The organism is Lachnobacterium bovis, from assembly GCF_900111325.1.
Taxonomy (GTDB): Bacteria; Bacillota; Clostridia; order Lachnospirales; family Lachnospiraceae; genus Roseburia; species Roseburia bovis_A.
In genome coordinates, this window is the sequence record NZ_FOGW01000004.1 from 213,984 (window position 1) to 236,809 (window position 22,826).

The 22,826-nt window shown below is 30.9% G+C and carries 23 protein-coding genes; 1 reads left to right on the forward strand and 22 read right to left on the reverse strand.

Going from position 1 to position 22,826, the window contains the following annotated elements; translation table 11 throughout:
* Positions 1–21 precede the first annotated feature (21 nt).
* The 16 genes from rpe to pyrB form a co-directional block, all read right to left on the reverse strand.
* A complete protein-coding gene (gene rpe / locus BMY79_RS00955) occupies positions 22–672 on the reverse strand; it encodes a ribulose-phosphate 3-epimerase (protein WP_022749667.1) in 651 nt (216 codons plus the stop codon).
* A 90-nt stretch (positions 673–762) separates the two neighbouring features.
* Complete coding sequence (gene rsgA, locus BMY79_RS00960; protein WP_027430034.1) at positions 763–1,641, reverse strand: ribosome small subunit-dependent GTPase A; 879 nt, start codon at positions 1,639–1,641, stop codon at positions 763–765.
* 7 nt (positions 1,642–1,648) lie between these two features.
* The gene (pknB, locus tag BMY79_RS00965) at positions 1,649–3,721 is read right to left on the reverse strand and encodes a Stk1 family PASTA domain-containing Ser/Thr kinase (RefSeq protein WP_022749670.1); all 2,073 of its coding nucleotides are present in this window, start codon (positions 3,719–3,721) and stop codon (positions 1,649–1,651) included.
* Positions 3,715–4,458, reverse strand: coding sequence for a Stp1/IreP family PP2C-type Ser/Thr phosphatase (locus BMY79_RS00970; protein ID WP_022749671.1), 744 nt, complete (start codon positions 4,456–4,458; stop codon positions 3,715–3,717). The genes pknB and BMY79_RS00970 overlap by 7 nt, the downstream gene beginning before the upstream one ends.
* 54 nt (positions 4,459–4,512) lie before the next feature.
* Positions 4,513–5,550, reverse strand: a complete 1,038-nt coding sequence (gene rlmN, locus BMY79_RS00975) for a dual-specificity RNA methyltransferase RlmN (protein WP_074730305.1) — start codon at positions 5,548–5,550, stop codon at positions 4,513–4,515.
* Between the two features lie 77 nt (positions 5,551–5,627).
* A complete protein-coding gene (gene rsmB, locus BMY79_RS00980) occupies positions 5,628–6,956 on the reverse strand; it encodes a 16S rRNA (cytosine(967)-C(5))-methyltransferase RsmB (protein WP_027422395.1) in 1,329 nt (442 codons plus the stop codon).
* A 65-nt stretch (positions 6,957–7,021) separates the two neighbouring features.
* The gene (gene fmt / locus BMY79_RS00985; protein WP_022749675.1) at positions 7,022–7,957 is read right to left on the reverse strand and encodes a methionyl-tRNA formyltransferase; all 936 of its coding nucleotides are present in this window, start codon (positions 7,955–7,957) and stop codon (positions 7,022–7,024) included.
* 6 nt (positions 7,958–7,963) lie between these two features.
* Positions 7,964–8,452 carry a peptide deformylase gene (def, locus tag BMY79_RS00990; RefSeq protein WP_022749676.1) on the reverse strand — a complete coding sequence of 163 codons (489 nt, stop codon included), beginning with the start codon at positions 8,450–8,452 and terminating at the stop codon, positions 7,964–7,966.
* 13 nt (positions 8,453–8,465) lie between these two features.
* On the reverse strand, positions 8,466–10,697 hold the full coding sequence (gene priA / locus BMY79_RS00995) for a replication restart helicase PriA (RefSeq protein WP_029067003.1): 2,232 nt from the start codon (positions 10,695–10,697) through the stop codon (positions 8,466–8,468).
* Positions 10,698–11,033: 336 nt separating this feature from the next.
* Positions 11,034–11,411, reverse strand: a complete 378-nt coding sequence (locus tag BMY79_RS01000; protein WP_027422393.1) for a desulfoferrodoxin family protein — start codon at positions 11,409–11,411, stop codon at positions 11,034–11,036.
* A gap of 145 nt (positions 11,412–11,556) precedes the next feature.
* On the reverse strand, positions 11,557–12,195 hold the full coding sequence (rbr, locus tag BMY79_RS01005) for a rubrerythrin (protein ID WP_022749680.1): 639 nt from the start codon (positions 12,193–12,195) through the stop codon (positions 11,557–11,559).
* 31 nt (positions 12,196–12,226) lie between these two features.
* The gene (locus tag BMY79_RS01010) at positions 12,227–12,730 is read right to left on the reverse strand and encodes a hypothetical protein (RefSeq protein ID WP_022749681.1); all 504 of its coding nucleotides are present in this window, start codon (positions 12,728–12,730) and stop codon (positions 12,227–12,229) included.
* A gap of 237 nt (positions 12,731–12,967) precedes the next feature.
* The gene (locus tag BMY79_RS01015; RefSeq protein WP_022749683.1) at positions 12,968–13,177 is read right to left on the reverse strand and encodes a hypothetical protein; all 210 of its coding nucleotides are present in this window, start codon (positions 13,175–13,177) and stop codon (positions 12,968–12,970) included.
* 90 nt (positions 13,178–13,267) lie between these two features.
* Complete coding sequence (locus tag BMY79_RS01020; protein ID WP_022749684.1) at positions 13,268–13,885, reverse strand: precorrin-2 dehydrogenase/sirohydrochlorin ferrochelatase family protein; 618 nt, start codon at positions 13,883–13,885, stop codon at positions 13,268–13,270.
* 4 nt (positions 13,886–13,889) lie between these two features.
* Positions 13,890–14,330 carry an aspartate carbamoyltransferase regulatory subunit gene (locus BMY79_RS01025; protein WP_074730306.1) on the reverse strand — a complete coding sequence of 147 codons (441 nt, stop codon included), beginning with the start codon at positions 14,328–14,330 and terminating at the stop codon, positions 13,890–13,892.
* Positions 14,331–14,378: 48 nt separating this feature from the next.
* Positions 14,379–15,308 (reverse strand): aspartate carbamoyltransferase, encoded by a 930-nt coding sequence (gene pyrB / locus BMY79_RS01030; RefSeq protein WP_022749687.1) that lies wholly within the window; start codon positions 15,306–15,308, stop codon positions 14,379–14,381.
* A 189-nt stretch (positions 15,309–15,497) separates the two neighbouring features.
* On the opposite strand from pyrB, the gene BMY79_RS01035 reads away from it, so the two are divergent.
* Positions 15,498–15,917, forward strand: a complete 420-nt coding sequence (locus BMY79_RS01035; protein ID WP_074730307.1) for a PH domain-containing protein — start codon at positions 15,498–15,500, stop codon at positions 15,915–15,917.
* A gap of 39 nt (positions 15,918–15,956) precedes the next feature.
* Here BMY79_RS01035 and BMY79_RS01040 read toward each other — a convergent pair whose 3' ends face one another.
* The 6 genes from BMY79_RS01040 to aspS all read right to left on the reverse strand — a co-directional run bounded on the left by BMY79_RS01040 (position 15,957) and on the right by aspS (position 22,179).
* Positions 15,957–16,298 (reverse strand): hypothetical protein, encoded by a 342-nt coding sequence (locus BMY79_RS01040; RefSeq protein ID WP_022749689.1) that lies wholly within the window; start codon positions 16,296–16,298, stop codon positions 15,957–15,959.
* Positions 16,299–16,490: 192 nt separating this feature from the next.
* Complete coding sequence (locus tag BMY79_RS01045) at positions 16,491–17,315, reverse strand: DUF5685 family protein (RefSeq protein WP_022749690.1); 825 nt, start codon at positions 17,313–17,315, stop codon at positions 16,491–16,493.
* Between the two features lie 194 nt (positions 17,316–17,509).
* Positions 17,510–18,943 carry an Asp-tRNA(Asn)/Glu-tRNA(Gln) amidotransferase subunit GatB gene (gene gatB / locus BMY79_RS01050; protein WP_027422391.1) on the reverse strand — a complete coding sequence of 478 codons (1,434 nt, stop codon included), beginning with the start codon at positions 18,941–18,943 and terminating at the stop codon, positions 17,510–17,512.
* Positions 18,944–18,997: 54 nt separating this feature from the next.
* Positions 18,998–20,464: an Asp-tRNA(Asn)/Glu-tRNA(Gln) amidotransferase subunit GatA gene (gene gatA, locus BMY79_RS01055; protein WP_420358869.1), complete on the reverse strand. Its 1,467-nt coding sequence runs from the start codon at positions 20,462–20,464 to the stop codon at positions 18,998–19,000.
* 11 nt (positions 20,465–20,475) lie between these two features.
* On the reverse strand, positions 20,476–20,775 hold the full coding sequence (gene gatC, locus BMY79_RS01060) for an Asp-tRNA(Asn)/Glu-tRNA(Gln) amidotransferase subunit GatC (RefSeq protein WP_029067002.1): 300 nt from the start codon (positions 20,773–20,775) through the stop codon (positions 20,476–20,478).
* Positions 20,776–20,841: 66 nt separating this feature from the next.
* Entirely contained in the window at positions 20,842–22,179 is a 1,338-nt protein-coding gene (aspS, locus tag BMY79_RS01065; RefSeq protein WP_074730309.1) for an aspartate--tRNA(Asn) ligase, read from the reverse strand.
* Between the last annotated feature and the right edge of the window lie 647 nt (positions 22,180–22,826).

A 22,826-nucleotide genomic window follows, 5' to 3' on the forward strand; every position in this document is an offset into this window, starting at 1 on the left:
TTTTATTATCTTTCTAGATCATTATTTTAGCTTTTCTAAAAATGCATGTACATTTTTTTCAATGTCACCACCAAAAACTGCACTTCCTGCTACAAAGACATTTGCGCCTGCTTGTAACATTTCTGTCACATTATCTTTATTAATTCCACCATCAACTTCGATGTCAATATCATATCCTTTTTCTTCAATCATTTGTTTTAATTTTCTAACTTTTTCGATAGTGTAAGGAATAAGTTTTTGGCCTCCAAAACCTGGATTAACACTCATTATTAAAACCATATCAACTTTTGATAATATACATTCAATTGATGATAAAGGTGTTGCTGGATTAAGTGCTACGCCAGCAAGTACTCCTTGTTCTTTAATGCATTCTATTGTTCTATCTAAATGCTTACACGCTTCAGCATGTACAGTAATTATATCAGCTCCTGCTTTTGCAAAATCTTCTACATAACGAATTGGCTCTTCAACCATCAAATGTACGTCAATCTTTCTTTGAGTATATTTTCTGATTGATTTTAGAATTGGAGCTCCAAAGGAAATGTTTGGCACAAAATTTCCATCCATAACGTCAAAATGAACGTATTGTGCTCCTGCTGTATCGATAAGTTTTATTTGTTCTCCTAATTTTGCAAAATCTGCTGATAAAATAGATGGTGCTAAATAATTCATTAAAATATCTCCTATTTTTTAACTTAATTTTCATCTTTAAGCTTTTTAGCTTTTAAGCCCTTGGTGGCTTTGGAGCTTTTTCTCGCCTAATTAATATTTTCTTACATTTTTTAATTCTTCGTACAACAATTTATAATTATCATAACGACTTTGTGAAATTTTACCTTCTGCTAAGGCATCTTTGATTCCACAATTAGGTTCACTAATATGACTACATCCATTGAATTTACAGTGTGGTTCATATTTTACAAATTCTGGATAGCCTTTCCACAAATCTTCTTTTTCACATTCAGTTATATAAATAGATGAAAACCCAGGGGTATCCATTATGTACGTATCTTCCTCAATTGGAATGATTTGAGAATGTCTTGTGGTATTTTTTCCTCTTTCAATTTTTTCTGAAATTGCCCCAGTTTCCATAATTGTATGGTCCTGAAGCAGATTTATTGTAGAAGATTTTCCAACACCTGAAGGTCCTGCTACTGTTGAGGTTTTACCTCTTAATACATCTCTTATTTGCTCTATATTTTCTTCTTTTTTTGCACTCGTAAATAAAACTTTATAACCTGCTGACTCATATATTTGAGATAAATTATTTTTTGTTTGTTCATCTACCAAATCACTTTTATTAAAGCAAATTGTAACTGGAACATTTTGTAATTCCATCATAATTAAAAATCTGTCTAATAAATTTAAATTTGGATCTGGTTTTGCTGCTGCAAAAATAACTAATGCCATATCTATATTTGAAACAGCTGGTCTAATTAGTTGATTACGTCGTGGCAAAATTTTTTCAATGTTACCTTTTTTCTTGTCCTCATCAATAACCTGTATTTCAACGTTATCTCCAACTAATGGTTTGATTTTTGCTTTTCTAAAAGCACCTTTTGCCTTGCATTCATATAAGCCGGCTTCTGCTACGTGAACGTAGTAAAAGCCAGCTATTCCTTTTATTATTTTTCCTTGCATCATTCACCTATTGTTCTCTTGTAAATGTTACATATGATGATGAACCTTCTGTAGAAGTAGTTCCATCAGTATGTTTCCATGTTACTTCTAGTTTACCTGTTCCTGTAGAAGAAGTTATTCCTTTTTTAGAAAAATTAAGGTGTGTTTTTTCTGGTGTAAAACTGCTACTACTTGCTGTTGCAACAATATTTCCAGTCGAATAATCTCTTAAATTAATTGTAACGCTTGAAACATTTGCTGGTTTTTGTAATACAACATCATACGAATATGTATATGTTTTTTGTTCAGTTTCTTTTTTGCCCATACTAACAACAATTGTAATAGCCGCACCTTTTTGACTCTTTCTTCCACCTTGTATGCTTTGTGAAATAACATTTCCAGATGAAACTGTACTACTATACTCTTGTCTTATTGAAACATCAAGTCCAAGACCGCTTAATGCTTCTACCGCTTGATCTTTGCTAATTCCAACAACACTTGGTACTGTTACTGATTCTACACCCTGACTGATAGTAATTATAACTTTATTATTCTTCTGAGTTTTTTTACCTGATGATGGAGTTTGTCTAATAACTTTTCCACCTGGTACACTATCACTATATTCATATTTTTTTTCAACAACTAAGCCTGCATCCATAAGGATTCTAGATGCATCACTTTCAGACTTACCAATAACACTTGGTACTGTTACTTCTTCTTTTTCGCAAACAACTAATTTAACTGTAGATCCAGCTTTTACTTTCTCGCCTGCTTTAGGATCTGATTCTATTACACATCCTTCTTCGATTTCAGTATCAGCTCTTCTTTCAGACACTTCAACATTTAATCCTAATTTCTTTAATTCAGTTTCAGCATCTTCGTATTTTCTTCCAGTTACGTCTATCATTGTAACTTCCTGCTTAGCTGATGTAGCTTCTGACTGTGCTTTAGGTTTCTTTTCAGTTGTACTATTATTACCTCCGAATTTAACAAAACCAAGCATATTTAAAACTAAATAGATAATAACAATAACTATAATTACAGCTGTAATTATACCCATAATAGTTATCGCTTTATCCATTTTAGGATTAAGGCTTCCTTCTTCTTCATCCTCTTCTGGCGATAACTCATCTTCATCTATATGTTCTTTTTGTACTATCGTATTATCATTGGCAATTGGTTCTTGTTTAATTCCTTCGTTAATCTGCTTAACTTCATCTGAACTAATAACTTTCGTTTTTGCATTTTCATCTATTGGAACTATTTGAACAAAATCTTCATTTGGTGTTACCAATGATTTACGTAAATCTTGTGTTAACTCTTCAATATTTTGATATCTTCTATCAGGATTTTTTTGTGCACATTTTTGAATTATTTTTTCAATGCTGATAGGTAAATCTTTTGCATATTCACTTGGACTTACCATCTCATCCTGCAAGTGCTGTAATGCAACTGAAACTGTTGTATCACCATCAAATGGCACACGTCCAGTTACCATTTCATACATCACTATTCCTAATGAATAAATATCACTTCTTCCATCTACAAAACCATTACGTGCTTGTTCTGGTGATGCATAATGAACTGATCCCATCACATCTGCGCTTACAGTATTAGTTGACGCAGCCCTTGCAATACCAAAATCTGTCACTTTAACTTTACCCTCTGTAGAAATTATAATATTCTGAGGTTTGATATCTCTATGTGTTATATTTTTATTATGTGCTGCTTCTATACCTTTTGCAATCTGAATAGCTATACTAACTGCCTCTTTGTATGTAAGACAGCCCTTTTTCTCAATATATGTCTTAAGTGTAATACCTTCTATATATTCCATTACAATATAATGTAAGCCCTCTTCACTACCTACATCATATATATTTACAATATTAGGATGTTCTAAGCTTGCTGCAGACTGTGCCTCTGTACGAAACTTAGAAACAAAATTCATATCTTCAGAAAATTCTGCTTTTAAAACTTTAACTGCAACGAAACGATCTAATACATGGTCTTTAGCCTTATATACATCAGACATTCCGCCTGCTCCTATTTTTTCAAGTATTTCATATCGATCTGATAAATACATGCCTTCATTTAACATTTTTTCACCTCATCAGAAAATGGTTTTATTATTATAGCTGTAATATTATCCTTGCCTCCATTTTGATTTGCAAATCCAATAAGTGTCGTTATTTGTTCGTCTCCATTTTCATGAGAGCAAATAATATTTTTTATATCTTCATCATCAATCATATTGGTCAAACCATCAGAGCATAATAAAACTGTGTCATTATCGTCTAGTTCTACCTCAAAAAAATCTATTGCAATATTCTCAACAACACCAACTGCGCGAGTAATTACATTTTTATCTGGATGATGTTTAGCATCAGATATTTCTACTTTTCCAGTACGAACCATCTCTTCAACCAAAGAATGATCTCGTGTAACCTGCACAATTTGTCTGTTAATAATATACAATCGACTATCGCCAATGTTTGCAACATACATTTTATGTCCTATTATAGTTGCGCACACTAAAGTGGTTCCCATCCCTCTTCTACTCTCATTACTTCTTGATTCTTCTAAAAGTAATGCGTTAGCTTTTTCTATGGCCTCCTTGATTATAGAAACTGGTTCATCCTGAGAACTCCTTAAAACTGATGCCACAACACGTTCAACTGTATACTTTGATGCATACTCGCCCGCGTTATGTCCACCCATTCCATCTGCTACGATAAATAAATTCGGTAATTTGCCTACCGCCACATCAGATGCAAAATAATAGTCTTCATTTTCTTTTCTTTTTAATCCTGTATCTGTCATTGGAAACGTCTTCATAAATCCGTATTCCTTTCTGCCGAAATACAATAGTTTATATTTATTCTATGTTGTTTATTTTCGATCAATATATTTTTTACGAAGCTGACCGCAAGCTCCGTCTATATCTCGGCCCATTTCCCTTCTTATAGTAACATTTATTCCATTTTTTTCAAGTTTATTCTTGAAAGCCGATATAACTTTTGCATTAGATTGCACATAATCTCTTTCCTTGATTGGATTAACCGGAATAAGATTAATGTGGCAATTGATGTTTCTTACTAAGGCAGAAAGTTCTTTAGCATCTTCATCTGTATCATTAACTCCACCAACTAAACTATATTCAAAAGTAATTCTTCGTTTAGTAACATTTACATAATACTTACACGCATCTATTACTTCTGTAATATCATACTTATTAGCGATTGGCATTAGTGATTTTCTTTTTTCTTGATTTGAAGCATGCAAAGAAAGTGCAAGTGTTATTTGCAACTTCATATCTGCTAATTGTTTCATTCTAGGTACTAATCCACATGTAGAAACTGTTAAATTTCTTTGACTGATATTTAAACCATTTTCATCTGTTAATAATTCGATGAATTTGATTAAATTGTCAAAATTATCCATAGGTTCACCTGTACCCATAATTACAACATTTGAGATTCTTTCTCCTATATCTTTTCCGATTTGATAAATCTGATCTATCATCTCAGCAGGTGTAAGACCTCTTACTAAGCCATCTAACGTAGATGCACAAAATCTACATCCCATTCGACAACCTACTTGTGATGAAATACATACAGAATTACCATGCTTATATTTCATTAGCACACTTTCCATCACATTTCCGTCTGCTAACGCAAATAAATATTTTCTAGTTCCATCTAATTTTGAAATCTGAACATCGATTTTTTTTAGGCTAGTCAAATATGTAGTTTCATCTAATTTTTCTCTAAGTGCTTTAGATAAGTTACTCATTTCTTCAAATGTGTCAACATTCTTTTGATGCAACCATTGATAAATCTGCTTAGCTCTAAATTTCTTTTCGCCAATTGATTCCATAAAAGAAATAAGTTCTTCTAGGTTCATAGACTTAATATCTGTCTTTTCCATTGACCTATATCTCCTTGTAACGTATTTGAATAGTATGAATACTTCATACTTATAGTTTACTATTTATTTATAAATTTTTAAAGAGTTCTATTAAATTTTGCTATAAAAAATCCATCATGCCATTTCCTGCTTGGAAAAATTTGTTGCATTTCAACCAATTTCATCTGTGGATAATTGTCTAAAATCCATTGAACATTCTTTTCATTTTCATCTGGATTAATTGTACATGTACTATAAACCATATTCTTACCTGGTTTTACATAATTTATTACCTTAGATAAAATCTGTCTTTGTAATTCTACTAATTCTCCCTGCTGCTCTAATGACATTCTATATCTTATGTCAGGTTTTTTAGCTAAAACTCCAAGTCCCGAACATGGTAAATCGCAAATCAAAACATCAGCTTTATCAATTGCGTTTTCATCCAATTGTGTCGCATCCCACTGTATTGCCTTAACATTTGTTGCTTGATGACGTCGTATATTTTCTTCTATTAATTCAACTTTATACTCTGTCAAATCGCGTGCTTCAACTGTACCTGTTCCTTCTAGCATTTCTGCTATATGAAGACTCTTTCCACCAGGTGCTGCGCATACATCAATTACATAGTCATCTTTTTGTGGCATCGCATATTCTGCTACCATCATAGAACTTAAATCCTGTACATAAAACTTTCCTTCTTTAAAGGCTTTTATTGAATTTAAATAATTAAAGTTTTCAATTTCAAATGCATACTTGCTAAGATTTTTATTATCTTTTGTAGCTTCTATTTGAGTCACTTTAATATTCTCTTGTTCTAGTTCTTTTTTTAATTCTTCCGGTGTAGTTTTAGTTAAATTAGTTCTAATTGTAAGAGGTTTTTGTGTATTAAAATTAACTAAAATATCTTCTGTTTTTTCTTTTCCGTAAGATTCAACCCATTTGTTAACAATCCACTCTGGCATTGAATAAAAAATTGATAAAAATTTGATTGTATCTTTATATTTATTAGGATATTTAATTTCTGTTTTATGTCTAGCTATATTTCTAAGAACGCCATTTACAAATCCCGATAACTGCTTAAATTTTCTTTTTTTTGCAATTTTAACTGCTTCATTACAAACAGCTGAATCTGGAACTGAATCCATATATAATAATTGATACACACTCATTCTAAGAATATTTCTTATGAGTGGTTTCATTTTTTTCACTTTAACTTTTGAAAATTGATTAATAATGTAATCAATTTTTATTAAATTTTCTAGTGTTCCTTCTGTTATTCTTGTTATGAAGGCTCGATCTACTTTATCTAAATATTGATATTTTTCAAGAACTTGTCTTAAAATTATATGCGAATACTCTTCTTTTTCAATTATTTCAATTAGAATATCAAGGATTAATTCCCTGGTATTTACGTTACTTGCCAATTTTATTCCTCCATAAAAATGCTAAAATGTAATTTCTTACACTTTAGCATATTTCTAATCTAGACTTAAACCATTTGTAAAAATGTATTCTCTTTTACATCATATCCACGAAGGAATGATGCAGTATCCATTCTTTTTTTACCTTGTAATTGAACTTCTTCTAATGAAAGAATTCCATCACCAGTTTGAACTTTAATAGTATCCTTTGTAACTTCTACTATGCATCCAGGTTCACGCTCATTTGAAGATTCTAAAACTTTTGCCTTCCAGATTTTAAATGTCTTTTTATCTAAAAGAGTATAAGCGCTTGGCCAAGGATTAAGTCCTCTAATCAATCTTTCAATTTCAACTGCAGATTTGCTCCAATCAATATTACCTAAATCTTTTTTTATCATTGATGTATGAGTTGCTGCTTCACTATCCTGTGGAGTAAATACAGCCTTTCCCGATTCAATAATATCCATTGTATCTACTAATAATTCTGCACCAACATTTGCAAGTTTATCAAATAAACTTCCACCAGTTTCATCTTCTGATAATCTAATTTCTTTTTTAGTAATAATATCACCTGTATCAAGACCTTCTCCCATTTTCATGATAGTAACACCTGATACTTCATCACCGTTTATAACAGCCCATTGAATAGGTGCAGCCCCACGATATTTTGGCAATAGTGAAGCGTGTACATTAATACAACAATATTTTGGCATATCTAAAATGCTTTTTGGTAAAATCTGTCCAAATGCTGCAACAACTATAATATCTGGATTATATTTTGCAATATATTCAACACACTCTGTTTCTTTAACTCTACGTGGCTGAAAAACTTCTATTCCATGTTCTAAAGCACACTCTTTAACCGGTGGAAAACATAAATTTTTTCCTCTTCCTTTTGGTTTATCCGGTTGAGTAACTACTAAAGAAACTTCATGACCTTTTTCTATTATTTTCTCTAAACATGGTACCGCAAAATCTGGTGTACCCATAAAAACTACTCTCATTAAAAATTAGTCCTCCAACTCTTCATATTCACCATATTCTACACTTTTTAAAGTTCCTTCAACTTTTTCAACGTAAAGGTGTCCATCTAAGTGATCTAATTCGTGGCAAATACATCTTGCTAACAATTCTGTTCCTTCTATTTCACATAAATTCATTTCTTCATCATAGAACTGTGCTTTAACATAATTAGGTCTTGTTACGCAACCAGCTTTTCCTGGAACGCTAAGGCAACCTTCATCCCCAGTTTGTGAACCACTTGTCTCAACGATTACAGGATTAATCATTGCTAATGCTCCACTATCACCTGTATCAATAACTACGATTCTTTTCAAAATTCCTACCTGAGGTGCTGCTAATCCTACTCCATTTGCTTCATACATTGTTTCAAACATATCTGTAATTAATTCGCTAATTCTTGGAGTTACCTCTTTTACCTCTCTACATACTTTATTAAGTACTGGGTCTCCTTCTGTTCTAATTGTTCTAAGTGCCATTATTTTTTCCTCCTTAAAATCCACTTATGGGATTAAAATCAAATTGTACTATTGTTCGTGAAAAATCTTTATTATCTCTCACATAATTTTCAATATAATCTTTAAATTCTACAAGTTTTGAATACTCTTCGGTTCTAATATATATGACCTTTCTATATGTATCATTTATTTTTGAAATAACCGCATCAGCTGGTCCTATAATTTGAACTTCCCTTGGATTATCTATTTTTTTATGAAGCTCATTTGTAATATCCTGTGATGAAGCATTTGCAATGTCTTCATTTTTTGAAGAACACATAATAACTAACATGTTCCATATTGGTGGATACCTCATAAGTCTTCTATAAGAAATTTCTTTTTCATAAAAATCTACATAATTCTGTTGGCAAGCAAGATTAACTGCATAATGGTCTGGTTCATAAGTCTGTATTATAACCTCACCTAATTCTTTTCCTCTTCCTGCGCGACCTGCTGCTTGTGTCAACAGCTGAAATGTCCTTTCTGCGCCTCTAAAATCACTTGTATTAAGCGAAAGGTCTGCTGCTAGGACTCCTACTAAAGTTACATTTGAGAAATCATGTCCCTTTACTATCATCTGTGTTCCAATTAAAATATCAGCCTCTTGTTTTGAAAAAGATGAAATAATTTGTTCATAGCTATCCTTCTTACGCGTGGTATCAAAATCCATTCTAAGAACTCTTGCTTGTGGAAATCTTCTTTTAACAAGTTCTTCTATTTTCTGAGTACCAGCTCTAAATCCTGCTATATATTTTGAAGAGCAGCTCGGACAGACTTTAGGCATAGGTATAGTGTAACCACAATAGTGGCACATCAATTTACCATTTCTATGTTGACTCAAAGACACATCACAGTGTGGACATTTTATAACTTCTCCACAAGCACGGCATGAAACAAACCCAGCTAACCCTCTTCTATTTATAAAAAGAATTATTTGTTGTTTCTTTTGCAAACGATCTTCTATTTTTTGCTGTAATTTACGACTCAAAATTGATTTGTTTCCCTGCTTTAGTTCTTCTCTTAAATCAACTATTTCGCATGTAGGTAATGGTTTTTTAGCAATTCTTTGATTTAATTCAACTAGCTCATACTCACCACTTTTAGTTTTATAATAACTATCAATTGAAGGTGTCGCAGATCCTAAAACAACTACAGCATTTTCTTTTTGGGCTCGGTATATAGCCACTTCTCTTGTATGATATTTAGGTATTGTTTCATTTTTATAAGAACTTTCATGTTCCTCATCAATAATTATTATACCTAAATTATTAAATGGTGTAAAAAGAGCTGATCTTGGTCCTATCATTATAGATATTTCTCCGTTTTTAGCCCTTTCAAACTGATCATATCTTTCTCCTGGCGAAAGCTTAGAATTCATTACTGAAACTAAATCTCTAAATCTATTATAAAAACGCATTACTGTTTGGTATGTTAATGCTATTTCAGGTATCAAAACAATGGCTTGTTTACCACTTTTTATCACTTTATCGATAAGTTCCATATATACTTCTGTCTTACCACTTCCTGTAACACCTTTTAGCAAATACGTTTTATGTTCTAGCTTATCTATACTTGGACTGATAGTATCTACAACTTGCTTTTGCATATCATTTAAAATAATATCATATCCCTTGTTGCTAATGTTTTTAACCGGATTACGGTACGTAGTTTCTTGTTGTATCTTTAACAATCCATTTTCTTCTAAATTTCTTATAACAGCAGTTGAAACATTCAATTTTCGCGTTGCTTCTATTTGATCAATTTCTTTAAATTCTATAAGAGCCTTAAGCAATCTAGCTTTTGCAGTATAATGTTTTCTCTCAAAAATTGCCAACTGTTCTCTAGCATATACTTCATCAGTAGCAAGTATAAGAGTCTTCTTTATAATGTGATTTTGTTTTTGCTTAACTGGAATAACCGTTTTTAATGCTTGATTAAAAGTTCCACCATAGTTTTTCTTTATCCATGCAGCTAACGCAATCAACCTACTCTCAATTGAAATTCCATCCTTAACAACTTCAGCAATAGGTTTTAGCTTCGTAATGTCATACTCTGCCACATCAGTCAATTCTATAACATATCCCTTAATCTTTCGTGGTCCAAACGGAATCTTAACTAGCATTCCTACTTCAAGAATATCTTGAAATTCATCAGGAACAATATACTGAAATGTTTTATCTAATTTTTCATGGGAAATATCCACTATAATGTTAGCAAATCTAGACATGAACTCACCTTTACCTCTTTTTACAATATGCTTTAAAACAGTACATGTTATTATATATCATATTGTATAATCATTCAAGTTTTGATAAATAAATTTAATTTATTCCCTTATTGTGCAGTATCACACAAATAAAAAAGGTGAGTTAATTTATTTTTTAATGTATTTTCAAAGGATCTTCTGAAAACTTTCATCAAAATACTTTCACAATTAACCCACCTCTTATAGTATCAATTTAACTTATTCAATTTTTTAAACGTTCTAGTTTGTTTAAAACGTTATAGTTCATTTATATATTCTAGTTTGCTTGCTTAACTTATTGCCTACGTTATTTCTTTATTAAATATCTGTTTTCCATAATCCATGTAAATTACAATATTCATAAACAGCGACAGGTTTTTCTCCTTCAGCTAACACAAACTCAGCCTCTGGTTTTTCTCCTGGTTTTAAATCTTTCTTCTGATAACCATTTGTTGTTTCAACTATAATAAATTGGATATAATGGTTATCCTGCATTGGATGCTCAACAGAACCAACTTTAACAACAACTTTATTTCCGTCAACTGTTACATCTGGCACATGTTTTTCTTTTGCTGCATCCACTGTGTTTGCAACAATTTCTTTCATTTCCTCACCACAACAAACTGGTGTAGCTGCAGTTTTATCTGTTAAAAAAGTAATAAAATTTCCGCATAAATCGCATTTGTAAAATAACATATATTTTCCTCCCTATGTATCTTTATCTATAACCTCTAACTTAGTGTTTCTAATTAAATGATTTTTATTTATATCTTTATTTGATATATTTGTTTGATGTCTTTGTTTAATATCTTTGTTTGATATCTTTGTTTAATATCTTTGATTAATAATTTTCTTCGTGAACTTCAAAATATGACTGTGGATGATTACAAACCGGGCAAACTTCTGGTGCACTAGTTCCAATTACAACATGGCCACAATTCCTACACTCCCACACTTTAACCTCACTCTTCTTAAAAACTTCTTCCATTTCTATATTATTAAGCAATTTTCGATATCTTTCTTCATGCATTTTTTCAATCTTACCAACGCCTCTAAACTGCTCCGCAAGATCATGAAATCCTTCTTCATCAGCTTCCTTTGCCATGCGATCATACATATCTGTCCACTCAAAGTTTTCACCATTTGCAGCTTCTTCAAGATTTTCTTCTGTATCTCCTAACATTCCAAGTGCCTTAAACCATAACTTAGCATGTTCTTTTTCATTATCTGCTGTCTTTAAAAATAAAGCCGCAATCTGCTCATAGCCTTGTTTTTTGGCTACTGAAGCAAAATAAGTGTATTTATTTCTTGCTTGTGATTCTCCTGCAAATGCTTCAAGCAAATTCTTTTCTGTTTTTGTTCCTGAATACTTATTCTCCTTTACGACTTTAAATACATTTTTTTGTTTACATTTTGGACACTCCTCAGGTGGATTGTCTCCCTCATAAACATATCCACACACCTCGCACACATATTTCATTTTTCTACCTCCTTTGTTAATATATGTTTTCTTAAAACATATTCATCTCTTTAAATCTTCTTTGTCTATTTAATTCATTTGCTAATAAATAACTTTCTATTCTACTTATTTCTTTTTCTGTATAAAAAGATAATCTAATTTTTTCATTATTATATTCTATGTAATATCTCTTAATTGGAATTAATCCAAAAATCATAAAAATTCTTTCTCTGAACTTAACACTTGAATTTATAGGAATATTTTTTGTCTTTTTCTTGCGTCGAATTAATCTTTCATTTTTTACATATATGAATGTATTGTCGATTTCTATTTCAGTATTCATCTGATGCACAAAAACATATACAATCGGCAAAATAATCAAAATATTCAAGTAATAACACAGCCATACTATCTCTTCTGAAATTTTGCCATATAACTTAACATATATTTCCTCTAGAAATAAATGTTTTGCTGTAAAAACAAATATAAATGATAGAGCCACAAAAAATAACACTCTTTTCAACAAACTTCCCTTAAATTTTGTGCATTTTGTCACCTACATACCTCCTACAAAAATCAAAACACTGCAAAACTTCTAATTCTACAACAAACTTAATTCTCTACACTTTCAATTTACACATAACTTAAATCTACACTTTCAATTTACACATAACTTAAATCTACTATCGGCTATTTTCAAAAAAAAATAACGTTTTTTAGGACACAATACACCTAAAAAACGTTATAATTTTTCCAAAAGTCAAATATATTCCCCTTGCTCACATACTATAAATTAGAAATACTCTTTTTTCACCTCATCTAACCAATCAATTGCGAGATATCCCCGATTAAGTAAGCAATCACATATATACTCTTGATTATGATCTTCATCATATGGTACTTCAAATAAAAATGGGGTTTCTAATGGATATAGACACACCATATTATCTAGAAATTGAACATTTTTAATCATAAAAATCATTCCGCCAATTAAAACTCTCATGCTTCTCCCTCCATTACAATTATAGACACCTACCTATACATTGTATCGACAAAGAAACATTTTTTTAAAAGCTATAACATCACAAAATTATTATTTTTCACTTACATGTTCAATAACGCTACCTACTTGATCCATAGTTGGTTTTTTTCTTAGGATAAGAGAAGCTTCTAATAAATCTTCATAAACTAAAATTCGTTTTTCGGGATCTTGTATTCCTTCATCAACATGTCTTTTGATACTATAAAACAAATCGTTGATTTCTCCTAAAAATGAATCAAAAGTTTTTGTATTTTGAAGTTTCATATATTTGTCAATCACAGGACATTTTCCACTACTTGTAAATGCTGCTACAACATCTCTTTGTTTTATGTATTCTGAGAACAAAAAAGTACTTTCTTCAATACTGTCTATTACATTTACATGTATTCCTACTTGTTTGCAAATTTCTGAAATTTTAGAATTTTCGTCCTTACTGTCTGATGCAGCAACTACAATAAATTGTCCTTCTACGTCAGATTCTTGAAAATCTCTTTCAATGCAAGTAACACCAGAAATTTCTTTGATATCTTCAATAATTTTTGGCGCAATTACGGTAATCTGTGCACCAAAATCAAACAATGCAGCTATTCTATCAAACGCTATCTGGCCACCACCTACTACTAAGCACTTTTTTTTACTTATTTCTACAAATAATGGAAAATATGCCATTTTTCTACCTCCTACGGTTTGGATTGATATATTTCTCCTCACAATATTTACATCTATAAACTTCTTTGGCAGAATCAGCTAAAATAAAAATATGATCTAACTCTTGCTCTATAGAAGTAATACATCTTGGATTCTTACACTTTATTACATTCTTTACATGTTTTGGTAAACGTAACTCCATCTTCTCAACTATTTTATCGTGCTTTATTACGTTAACCGTTATATTATGATCGATAAAACCTAAAATATCTAAATCTAACGATTCAATTGGACATTCAACTTTAATAATATCCTTTTTTCCCATTTTACTACTCTTTGCATTTTTTATAATTGCAACCGTACAATCTAATTCATCTAATTTTAGATCGTGATAGATTCTCATACTCATTCCTGCTTGAATATGATCTAACACAAATCCTTCATGAATACCGCTTATATTTAACATATTATTTCCTTTCCTTGTACACGAATTGATTTTATTAATTTTAATTTATTAATAATCAAACTCTTTGTCTAACTCTAATAATGTTAAAATCAATGCCATTCTAACATAAACTCCATATTGAGCTTGTTTAAAATAACATGCTCTTGGATCATCATCTACTTCAACTGCTATTTCGTTCACTCTTGGCAATGGATGTAAAATTAGCATATCCTCTTTAGCTTCTGCTAATTTTTGCTTATTTAAAATGTAAAAATCTTTTAATCTAATATAATCTTCTTCATTAAAAAATCTTTCTTTTTGTACTCTTGTCATATATAGTACATCAAGCTCAGGCATTGCCTCTTCTAATGTTTCAACTTCTTCAAATTCAATATCATTTGCTTTTAAAACATCTTCTCTGATATAATCAGGGACTCTTAATTCTTCTGGTGAAATTAAAACGAACTTAACATTATCGTAACGAATTAATGCATTAATTAAAGAATGAACGGTTCTACCGAATTTTAGATCACCGCATAAACCAATAGTAATATTGTCTAAACGGCCTTTTAAAGAACGAATTGTTAATAAATCAGTTAAAGTCTGTGTCGGATGCTGATGTCCTCCATCTCCGGCATTTATAACGGGTATTTTCGATTTTTCTGAAGCAACTAATGGTGCTCCCTCTTTTGGATGACGCATAGCACAAATATCTGCATAACACGATATAATACGAATTGTATCAGAGACACTCTCTCCTTTTGCCGCTGATGATGAATTTGCACTTGAAAAACCTAAAACAGAACCACCAAGGTTCAACATTGCTGCTTCAAAACTTAAACGTGTTCTTGTACTTGGCTCATAAAAACATGTTGCAATTTTTTTGCCTTCACATGCATGAGCATATTTTTTTGGTTGCTTCTCGATATCATTAGCAAGATCTAAAAGTCTATCAATCTCACTAACTGAAAAATCTAAAGGACTCATTAAATGTCGCATTGTATGCCTCCTAAATATTAAATATATAAACTCCAAGCTAAGCTTGCATTTCAATTAATATTATACTAACATATTAAAAAATTCAAGTAGTATTTATAAAAAAAAACTTGCAATTTTTTATTTTTTCTTTAAAATTATTATATAGTTAAGTTTTTATTACAAAGCGACTCAAATCAAGGAGGTAACTTTATGAAAATCAAAAATTCATTCGAAGATTCAATTTCAAATGAGGATACTATTATGTTCAAAGAACGTAAACGAATTCTTTTCCTTGGTCTTCCTTGGACATTTACGAAATATACAATCACTCCAACGGTTCTTACCATCGACAAGGGTCTTTTAAATACCATCGAGGATGACTGCTATATGTATAAAATTCAAGATGTTAAATTATCGACTTCATTATTTGAAAGACTATGTGGCGTGGCTACTGTTATCTGTTACACTGGTGATATTACAGATTCCGTTCTTAAACTTTCTCATATTAGACATGCTAGAAATATTAAGAACTATATCTTAAAAGCCTCTGAACAGGCTCGTAGCAAAAGACGTACACTCAATACTGTTGATATTGGAGCACATGATTTGTCAGATTCTGATTTCGATTAACTCAAATATATTAAATAAAAAAGGAGCATAAGCCTCTCCCTAATGAGTTGCTTTATACTCCTTTATTGCATTATAAATACCTTCTGGAATATCTCTATCTCTCTCAAGAAACTGATACTCTTTTTTCCCATCTTCCGAAAGATTACATGTAAAAAATCTATGACTCTGCCTTGCTTTATTTTCTTCACAATCTAGCAAAACTTTTATTTGTCTTTTTTTATTTAATTCTTTTCTAAATTTTTCCTCTTCTTTTATTTCATTTAGAATTTGGAAAATATCCTCTTCTTCACGATTAATTTCTAACAAGCCTATCGCTAAATATTCCCATCTTTGATTCATGAGCCTTTTTAAAAAATAAACCGCCCTCTCACTACCAACCATAGCTCTAGCCCTTCCTTTCTACATTCTAATACCCAAAAAGTATATTCTCTGTAAAAAATTTTATTTTGTCCTTAGCTTGTCGCAAAATCACAACCTCACTATATTCAATTTATTAATCGGAAGAATTCATTTAATTCTAAATAGACCAAAAGAAAAAATTAAAATTCTCTAAACTTAACTTTTTTACGATTTTTATCCTAAATCATACATTATTCCTGAATAGAGAACATTTTCGATTATTTCATTGTGCATAAATATCGGCAATTTAACATATATCTTACTACATTCTTGTTTAAGAGACTCCATAAAAATTTTACACATACTCTCAAAATCTTCTTTACTTCCTGCATCTTCCCTTATTTTTGTTAAAGGATTATACAATTTTTTCTTCATGTCATACTCAAAATCAACATAAGCATCTAAAATATATATTAATTTTCCAATATAAAATCCTAGCATTTTTAATTCTTCATAATATTGGTCTTCTTTCCAAGCAAAAATCTCACCTACCATTTCGCCAACCGTTTGAGACACCAACTCTATGTTATCTTCTCCATTTTTTTCATAAATGGATAATTGCATTAGATTTTTTTCTATAACTTTTATTTGTCGTGGGTATTTTTTTACAATTTTTAAATATTCCTTTTTTAGACAATCACAAAATAATTTTTTACATATACAGCGTTCATCTCGCCAATCGTCTAAATAATTATGATATGCCAAAACAATATTCATTTCAGCTACATACTCTGTTATTTTTCCTCGATATACTACTTTTTTACTAACTATCTTAAATGGGGCAAATCTCAATAAATTATATTTTTCTTTTTTGGTTCTTGTCCCATATATTCCTTCAAGTAAAATATTTAAAAAAGCCATATCTGAACGAAAAACTATTCTTTGCCTAATGCCGATTCTGCTACGTAATTCTTTAACTATTCCGTAATAATATGCTTCATATAGATTCTTTTCTTTTTCTGATAAATTACAAGTATTTACATTTATATATCCAAACATTAACTTTTCTCTTTCTAAAAAAATCTTGTGCAAAGCTCTTTACTCTTCACACAAGATTTATTGTATATTTTAAGTTTTACACAGTCAATACAGCTGAAAATTTTTCATAAAAGTTTAATGAATCTTTATAAAAAACTTATTTTTACTTCTTAGTATTTATACGTTTCTTAATATAATATTAAAACAAACTTATATTATTGTAATTTTTTTGTAAGTATCTGATTAACTTTACTTGGCTCTGCTTTTCCTGACATTGCCTTCATAGTTTGGCCTACTAAAAATCCAATTGCTTTCTTTTTACCTTCTTTATAATCTGCAACTGATTTTGGATTAGCTTCAAGCACTTCGTCTATGATTCTTTCTAATGTACCATTATCATCTACTACCATTAAATTTTTTTCTTTAATGTATTTTTCAGGATCAACATCGTTTAAGAAAATCTCTCCAAAAACTTGTTTCGATACCGTACTATTTATCACACCAGAATCAAATAGTTCAATGAGTTTAGCAAAATGTTCGACTGAAAAGTCAATCTCACTATCATCCATTTCCTTTTCTTTTAATAATCTTAATAATTCACCTAAAATAAAGTTTGCAACTTTTTTAGGTTTTTTACATATATCTGATGTTTGCTCAAATAAATCTGCTAAATGTTTTGATTCTGTTATTAATGTTGCATCATATTCTGAAATATCAAACTCTTTTTTATATCTTTCTAATTTTTCTTCTCTAAGTTCTGGTTGACTTTTTCTTACTTTTTCAATCCATTCGTCAGAAATATAAATTGGTGGCAAATCTGGGTCAGGGAAATATCTATAATCCTTAGCATCTTCTTTTGAACGCATTGATTTAGAACTTTCCTTATTATCATCCCATCTTCTAGTTTCCTGTACCACCTCTTTATTTGCTTCAATTATTTCTATTTGTCTTTTTGTTTCCCCTTCAATTGCATGAGATATAGCTTTAAAAGAATTTAAATTCTTCATTTCAGTTCTTGTACCAAAATTTTTTTGTCCAACTTTTCTAACCGAAATATTAACATCAGCTCTCATTGAGCCTTCATTTAATTTACAGTCTGAAGCACCTAAATACTGAATTGTTTGACGTAGCTTCTCTAGATAAGCAATCACTTCATCAGAGCTTCTCATATCAGGTTCAGAAACAATCTCTATAAGTGGTACTCCTGAACGATTATAATCAACAATTGATACGTCTTCCCAATCATCATGTACTAATTTACCCGCATCTTCTTCCATGTGAATTTCATGAATACCAATTGATTTTTTAGTACCATTGACTTCTATTTCTACTTTTCCATCTCTACAAATAGGTAAATATAACTGTGAAATTTGATAATTTTGTGGATTATCTGGATAAAAATAATTTTTTCTATCAAATTTTGAATGTTTAGTTATTTTACAATTTGTTGCAAGACCAACTGCCATTGCATATTCTACTACTTTTTTATTTAAAATTGGAAGCGCACCTGGCATACCTGTACAAATCGGACAGGTATGTGTATTTGGTGCTCCACCAAAATCTGTTTTACAGCCACAAAATATTTTTGTTTTTGTAGCTAATTCCACGTGGACCTCTAATCCTATCACTGTCTCATATTCTCTGCTCATAGAATTCTCCTTTTCCTAGTCAGCATTTTTCTGCTATCAACTACTTTTATTACGCTATACCAATGAGAAATTTGGCACAAAATTTTCTGAAAGTTCTTTTTCTAGCGCATGTCCTGCTGCAATCATCTTGTTTTCTTCAAAACAATTAGCTATAAATTGCACTCCGATAGGCATTTTATTTTTATCCAATGCACATGGAAGTGAAATTGCTGGTAACCCAGCTAAATTAACAGAAATTGTGTATATATCACTCAAATACATCTTTAAAGGATCTTTTAAACTTTCACCAATTTTTGGTGCCGTTGTAGGTGCAACTGGTCCTAAAATTAAATCATATTTTTCAAAAGCCTCATCATAAGCTTGCTTAATCAATCGTTTTACTTTTAGCGCTTTTAAATAGTATGCATCGTAATAACCCGAACTTAACACGAAAGATCCTAACATAATTCTTCTTTTTACTTCATCTCCAAAACCTTCTGAACGTGATTTTTTATACATTTCGTGTAAGCCCTCGTACTCTTTTGTTCGATAGCCATATTTAACGCCATCAAATCTAGCTAAGTTTGAGCTTGCTTCTGCGCAGGCAATAATGTAATACGCTGGAATAGCATAATCTACAAGATCAAGTGAAAATTCTTCAACAATTGCTCCTTTTTCTTTCATAATTTGTGCTGCTTTTAATACTGCTTCTTTAACTTCATCATCAATACCTTTTTCAAGATACTCCTTTGGAATACCAATTTTCATTCCTTTTACATCCTGCTTTAATGCTGATATAAAATTATATTTGTCTCTTCTCATTGATGTTGAATCAAATCTGTCATATGAAGAAATTGTCTCTAAAATAGTCGCACAATCTTCAACATTTTTAGCAACTGGTCCAATTTGATCTAACGAAGATCCATAGGCAATTAATCCAAATCGCGATACTGTTCCATAAGTAGGTTTAATTCCTGTAACTCCACAATATGAACTTGGCTGTCTTATTGATCCACCAGTATCAGAGCCAAGGCCACAACTCACCTGTCCGCTTGCAACTACTGCACATGTTCCACCGGAAGAACCACCTGGAACTTTAGTTAAATCCCATGGATTTTTAGTTACTTCAAATGCTGATGTTTCTGAAGTTGACCCCATGGCAAATTCATCCATGTTAGTTTTTCCGATTATAATTGCTCCTGCATCTTTTAAATTTTTAACAACTGTAGCATCAAATGTAGGCACAAAATTATATAATATTTTTGATGCACATGTTGTTTTTATATTTTTTGTATCAATATTATCTTTAATCGCAATTGGTACACCTGCAAGTGGCCCAAGTAATTCACCTTTTTCAATTTTATCTTGTATCAAACTTGCCTGTTTACGCGCTTCTTCCTCTGCTACAGTAATAAAACCTTTAATTTTTTCATCTTTTTCTTTAATTTGTTTTATTGTTTCATCTAAAACTTCAACAGTACTAATCTTCTTATTCTTTATATTTTTAGATATTTCAATTGCTGTCATCTTCTCTATACTAATCATTTTCCATCCTACCCTTCAATTGTTTTAGGGACTTTAAATCCATCATCCTTTTTTTCTGGTGCGTTAGATAATGTAGCTTCTTTACCGTCTCCACAAGTTACCACATCTTCTCTAAACACATTTTCTATTGGAAAAATATGCGTCATCGGTTCAATATTCTCTGTATCTAACTCATTTAATTTATCAACGTATTCTAGCATTTCTTCCATATCATGTTTTGCTTTTTCACGTTGTTTTTCATTTAACTCTAATTTTGCTAAGATTCCAACATAATCTATTACTTCATCTGTGATTTTATGTGTACTCATTTTTGCCTCCTAATACTGATATTATTTTTTGGTGTGATTTATTAGTAATTCACCCTTATATATTTGCTATGGTACTAATCTTCTTTGATCTCTTGGAAATAAAGTGGCTTGTCTAATATTTTCTAAACCTATAAGTTCCATTGTAAGTCGTTCTAGTCCAATGCCAAGTCCTCCATGTGGTGGCATTCCATACGCAAATATTGACAAATAATCTTCCATTCCTTCTTTATCCATATTTCTTTTTTCCATTTTCTTAATGAGTTCTTCATAGTCATGAATTCTTTGGCCACCTGTTGTTATTTCTAAGCCTTTATATAAAAGATCAAAACTTAATGTAAATTTTGGATCAGTTGGATCATCCATTGCATAAAATGGTCGTTTTTTAGTTGGATAATGAGTAACAAAAACAAAATCACTTCCTGTTTTTTCTTTTATGTATTTTCCAATCAATTCTTCCTCTTCCGGCTCTAAATCGTATGGATTTTTAATTTTTCTATCATATCTTTCCGATACCAAACGTTTTATTTCATCAAATCTTACTCTAGGTATTTCCTTTATTTCCGGAAGTTCAACTGATAATATGTCTAACTCTTTTTTATAATCTTTCCTTAAAAGTTCAATTGTGTATTTCAAAAAACCAGTTTCAATATCCATAATATCATCCATACTATCAATATATCCCATCTCTAAATCTAAAGAAGTATATTCATTAAGATGTCTTTTTGTATTATGTTTTTCAGCTCTAAAAACTGGTGCTGTTTCAAATACTCTATCAAATACGCCAACCATCATCTGCTTATAAAATTGTGGTGATTGTTGCAAAATTGCTGGTTTATGAAAATATTCTAATTTAAATAAATTGGCTCCACCTTCTGCGCTTTTTGCTCCAAGTTTAGGGGTATGTATTTCTGTAAATCCTTGTTTGTACAAATAATCTCTAAATCCACGAGTTATTCCCTCTTGTATTTTAAATACTGCTCTTTCTCTCACATTTCTTAGAGCCACAGCCCTATAATCTAAATTTGCTTCTAATGAAGTATTTAACTTCCATTTGGAAATTTGTAATGGCATAGATTTTTTAGGTGTTGAATAAATCAATACCTCTTTTACCAAGATTTCAAATCCATGAGGTGCTCTTTTTTCACTTCTTATTAGCCCTGAGATTTTAACGGCCTGGCCTTCCTTTAATTCTGAAAAATCAGATACTATTGATTTTTCATAAACGCATTGAAATAGGCCTTCTCTCCTACGGATAATAACAAAAGCAACATCTCCCATGTCTCTAATTGTATGAATTGTTCCTTTTAGACTAACTTTTTGATCATCTTTGATTTCTGAATGTGCAATCTTATCTACACATAATTCTGTTAATAATGTTTCCTTTCTTTCTGTAACAAACTCCATGTTGTACACTCTCCTTTTCTACTACTTTTTGTAGTTACATAGGTGCGGGACGGAAACAAAATCTTCTAAATTACAACAATAGATTATTATATATGCCGATTATCAATCTTTTTTGTTTTTAATTTAGTTTTATATAATACACTAATATATTTATTGAGATTTATTAGTTGAAATTATAATTTTTTCTATAAAAAAAGCCCCCTAGCATCTAAATGCTAGAAGGGCGAGAAAACACTGTTCCCGCGGTACCACCCGCTTTGAAAAATAATAATTATCTTTCCACTCAAAGTATGTAACGTATACTAATCGAACGAACCTACTTAATATGTCTATAACTTAATCAACATATTTCTTTCAATCCATCAGCTCCGGTAGTGTTCCCACAAATTTCTCTTTCAAACAACGCTCTCAGTCGGTGACGTTGTATTCCTGTCGACGTCTAAAATTTGGAGTCTCCTTCAACGCTTTTTTCTATCTTTAAATAATTTTATATCATATAACTTTTTTATTTGTCAAGTCATTTTTTTAAAAAAAATATATTTTTTTTCATTAAGTTTTATTATTTGTATCCGATATACTGTTTAGAAACGAGGGGTGATGAATATTTAAGTATGTAGATTTCGTCATCATTGTTTCGTAATATTGCT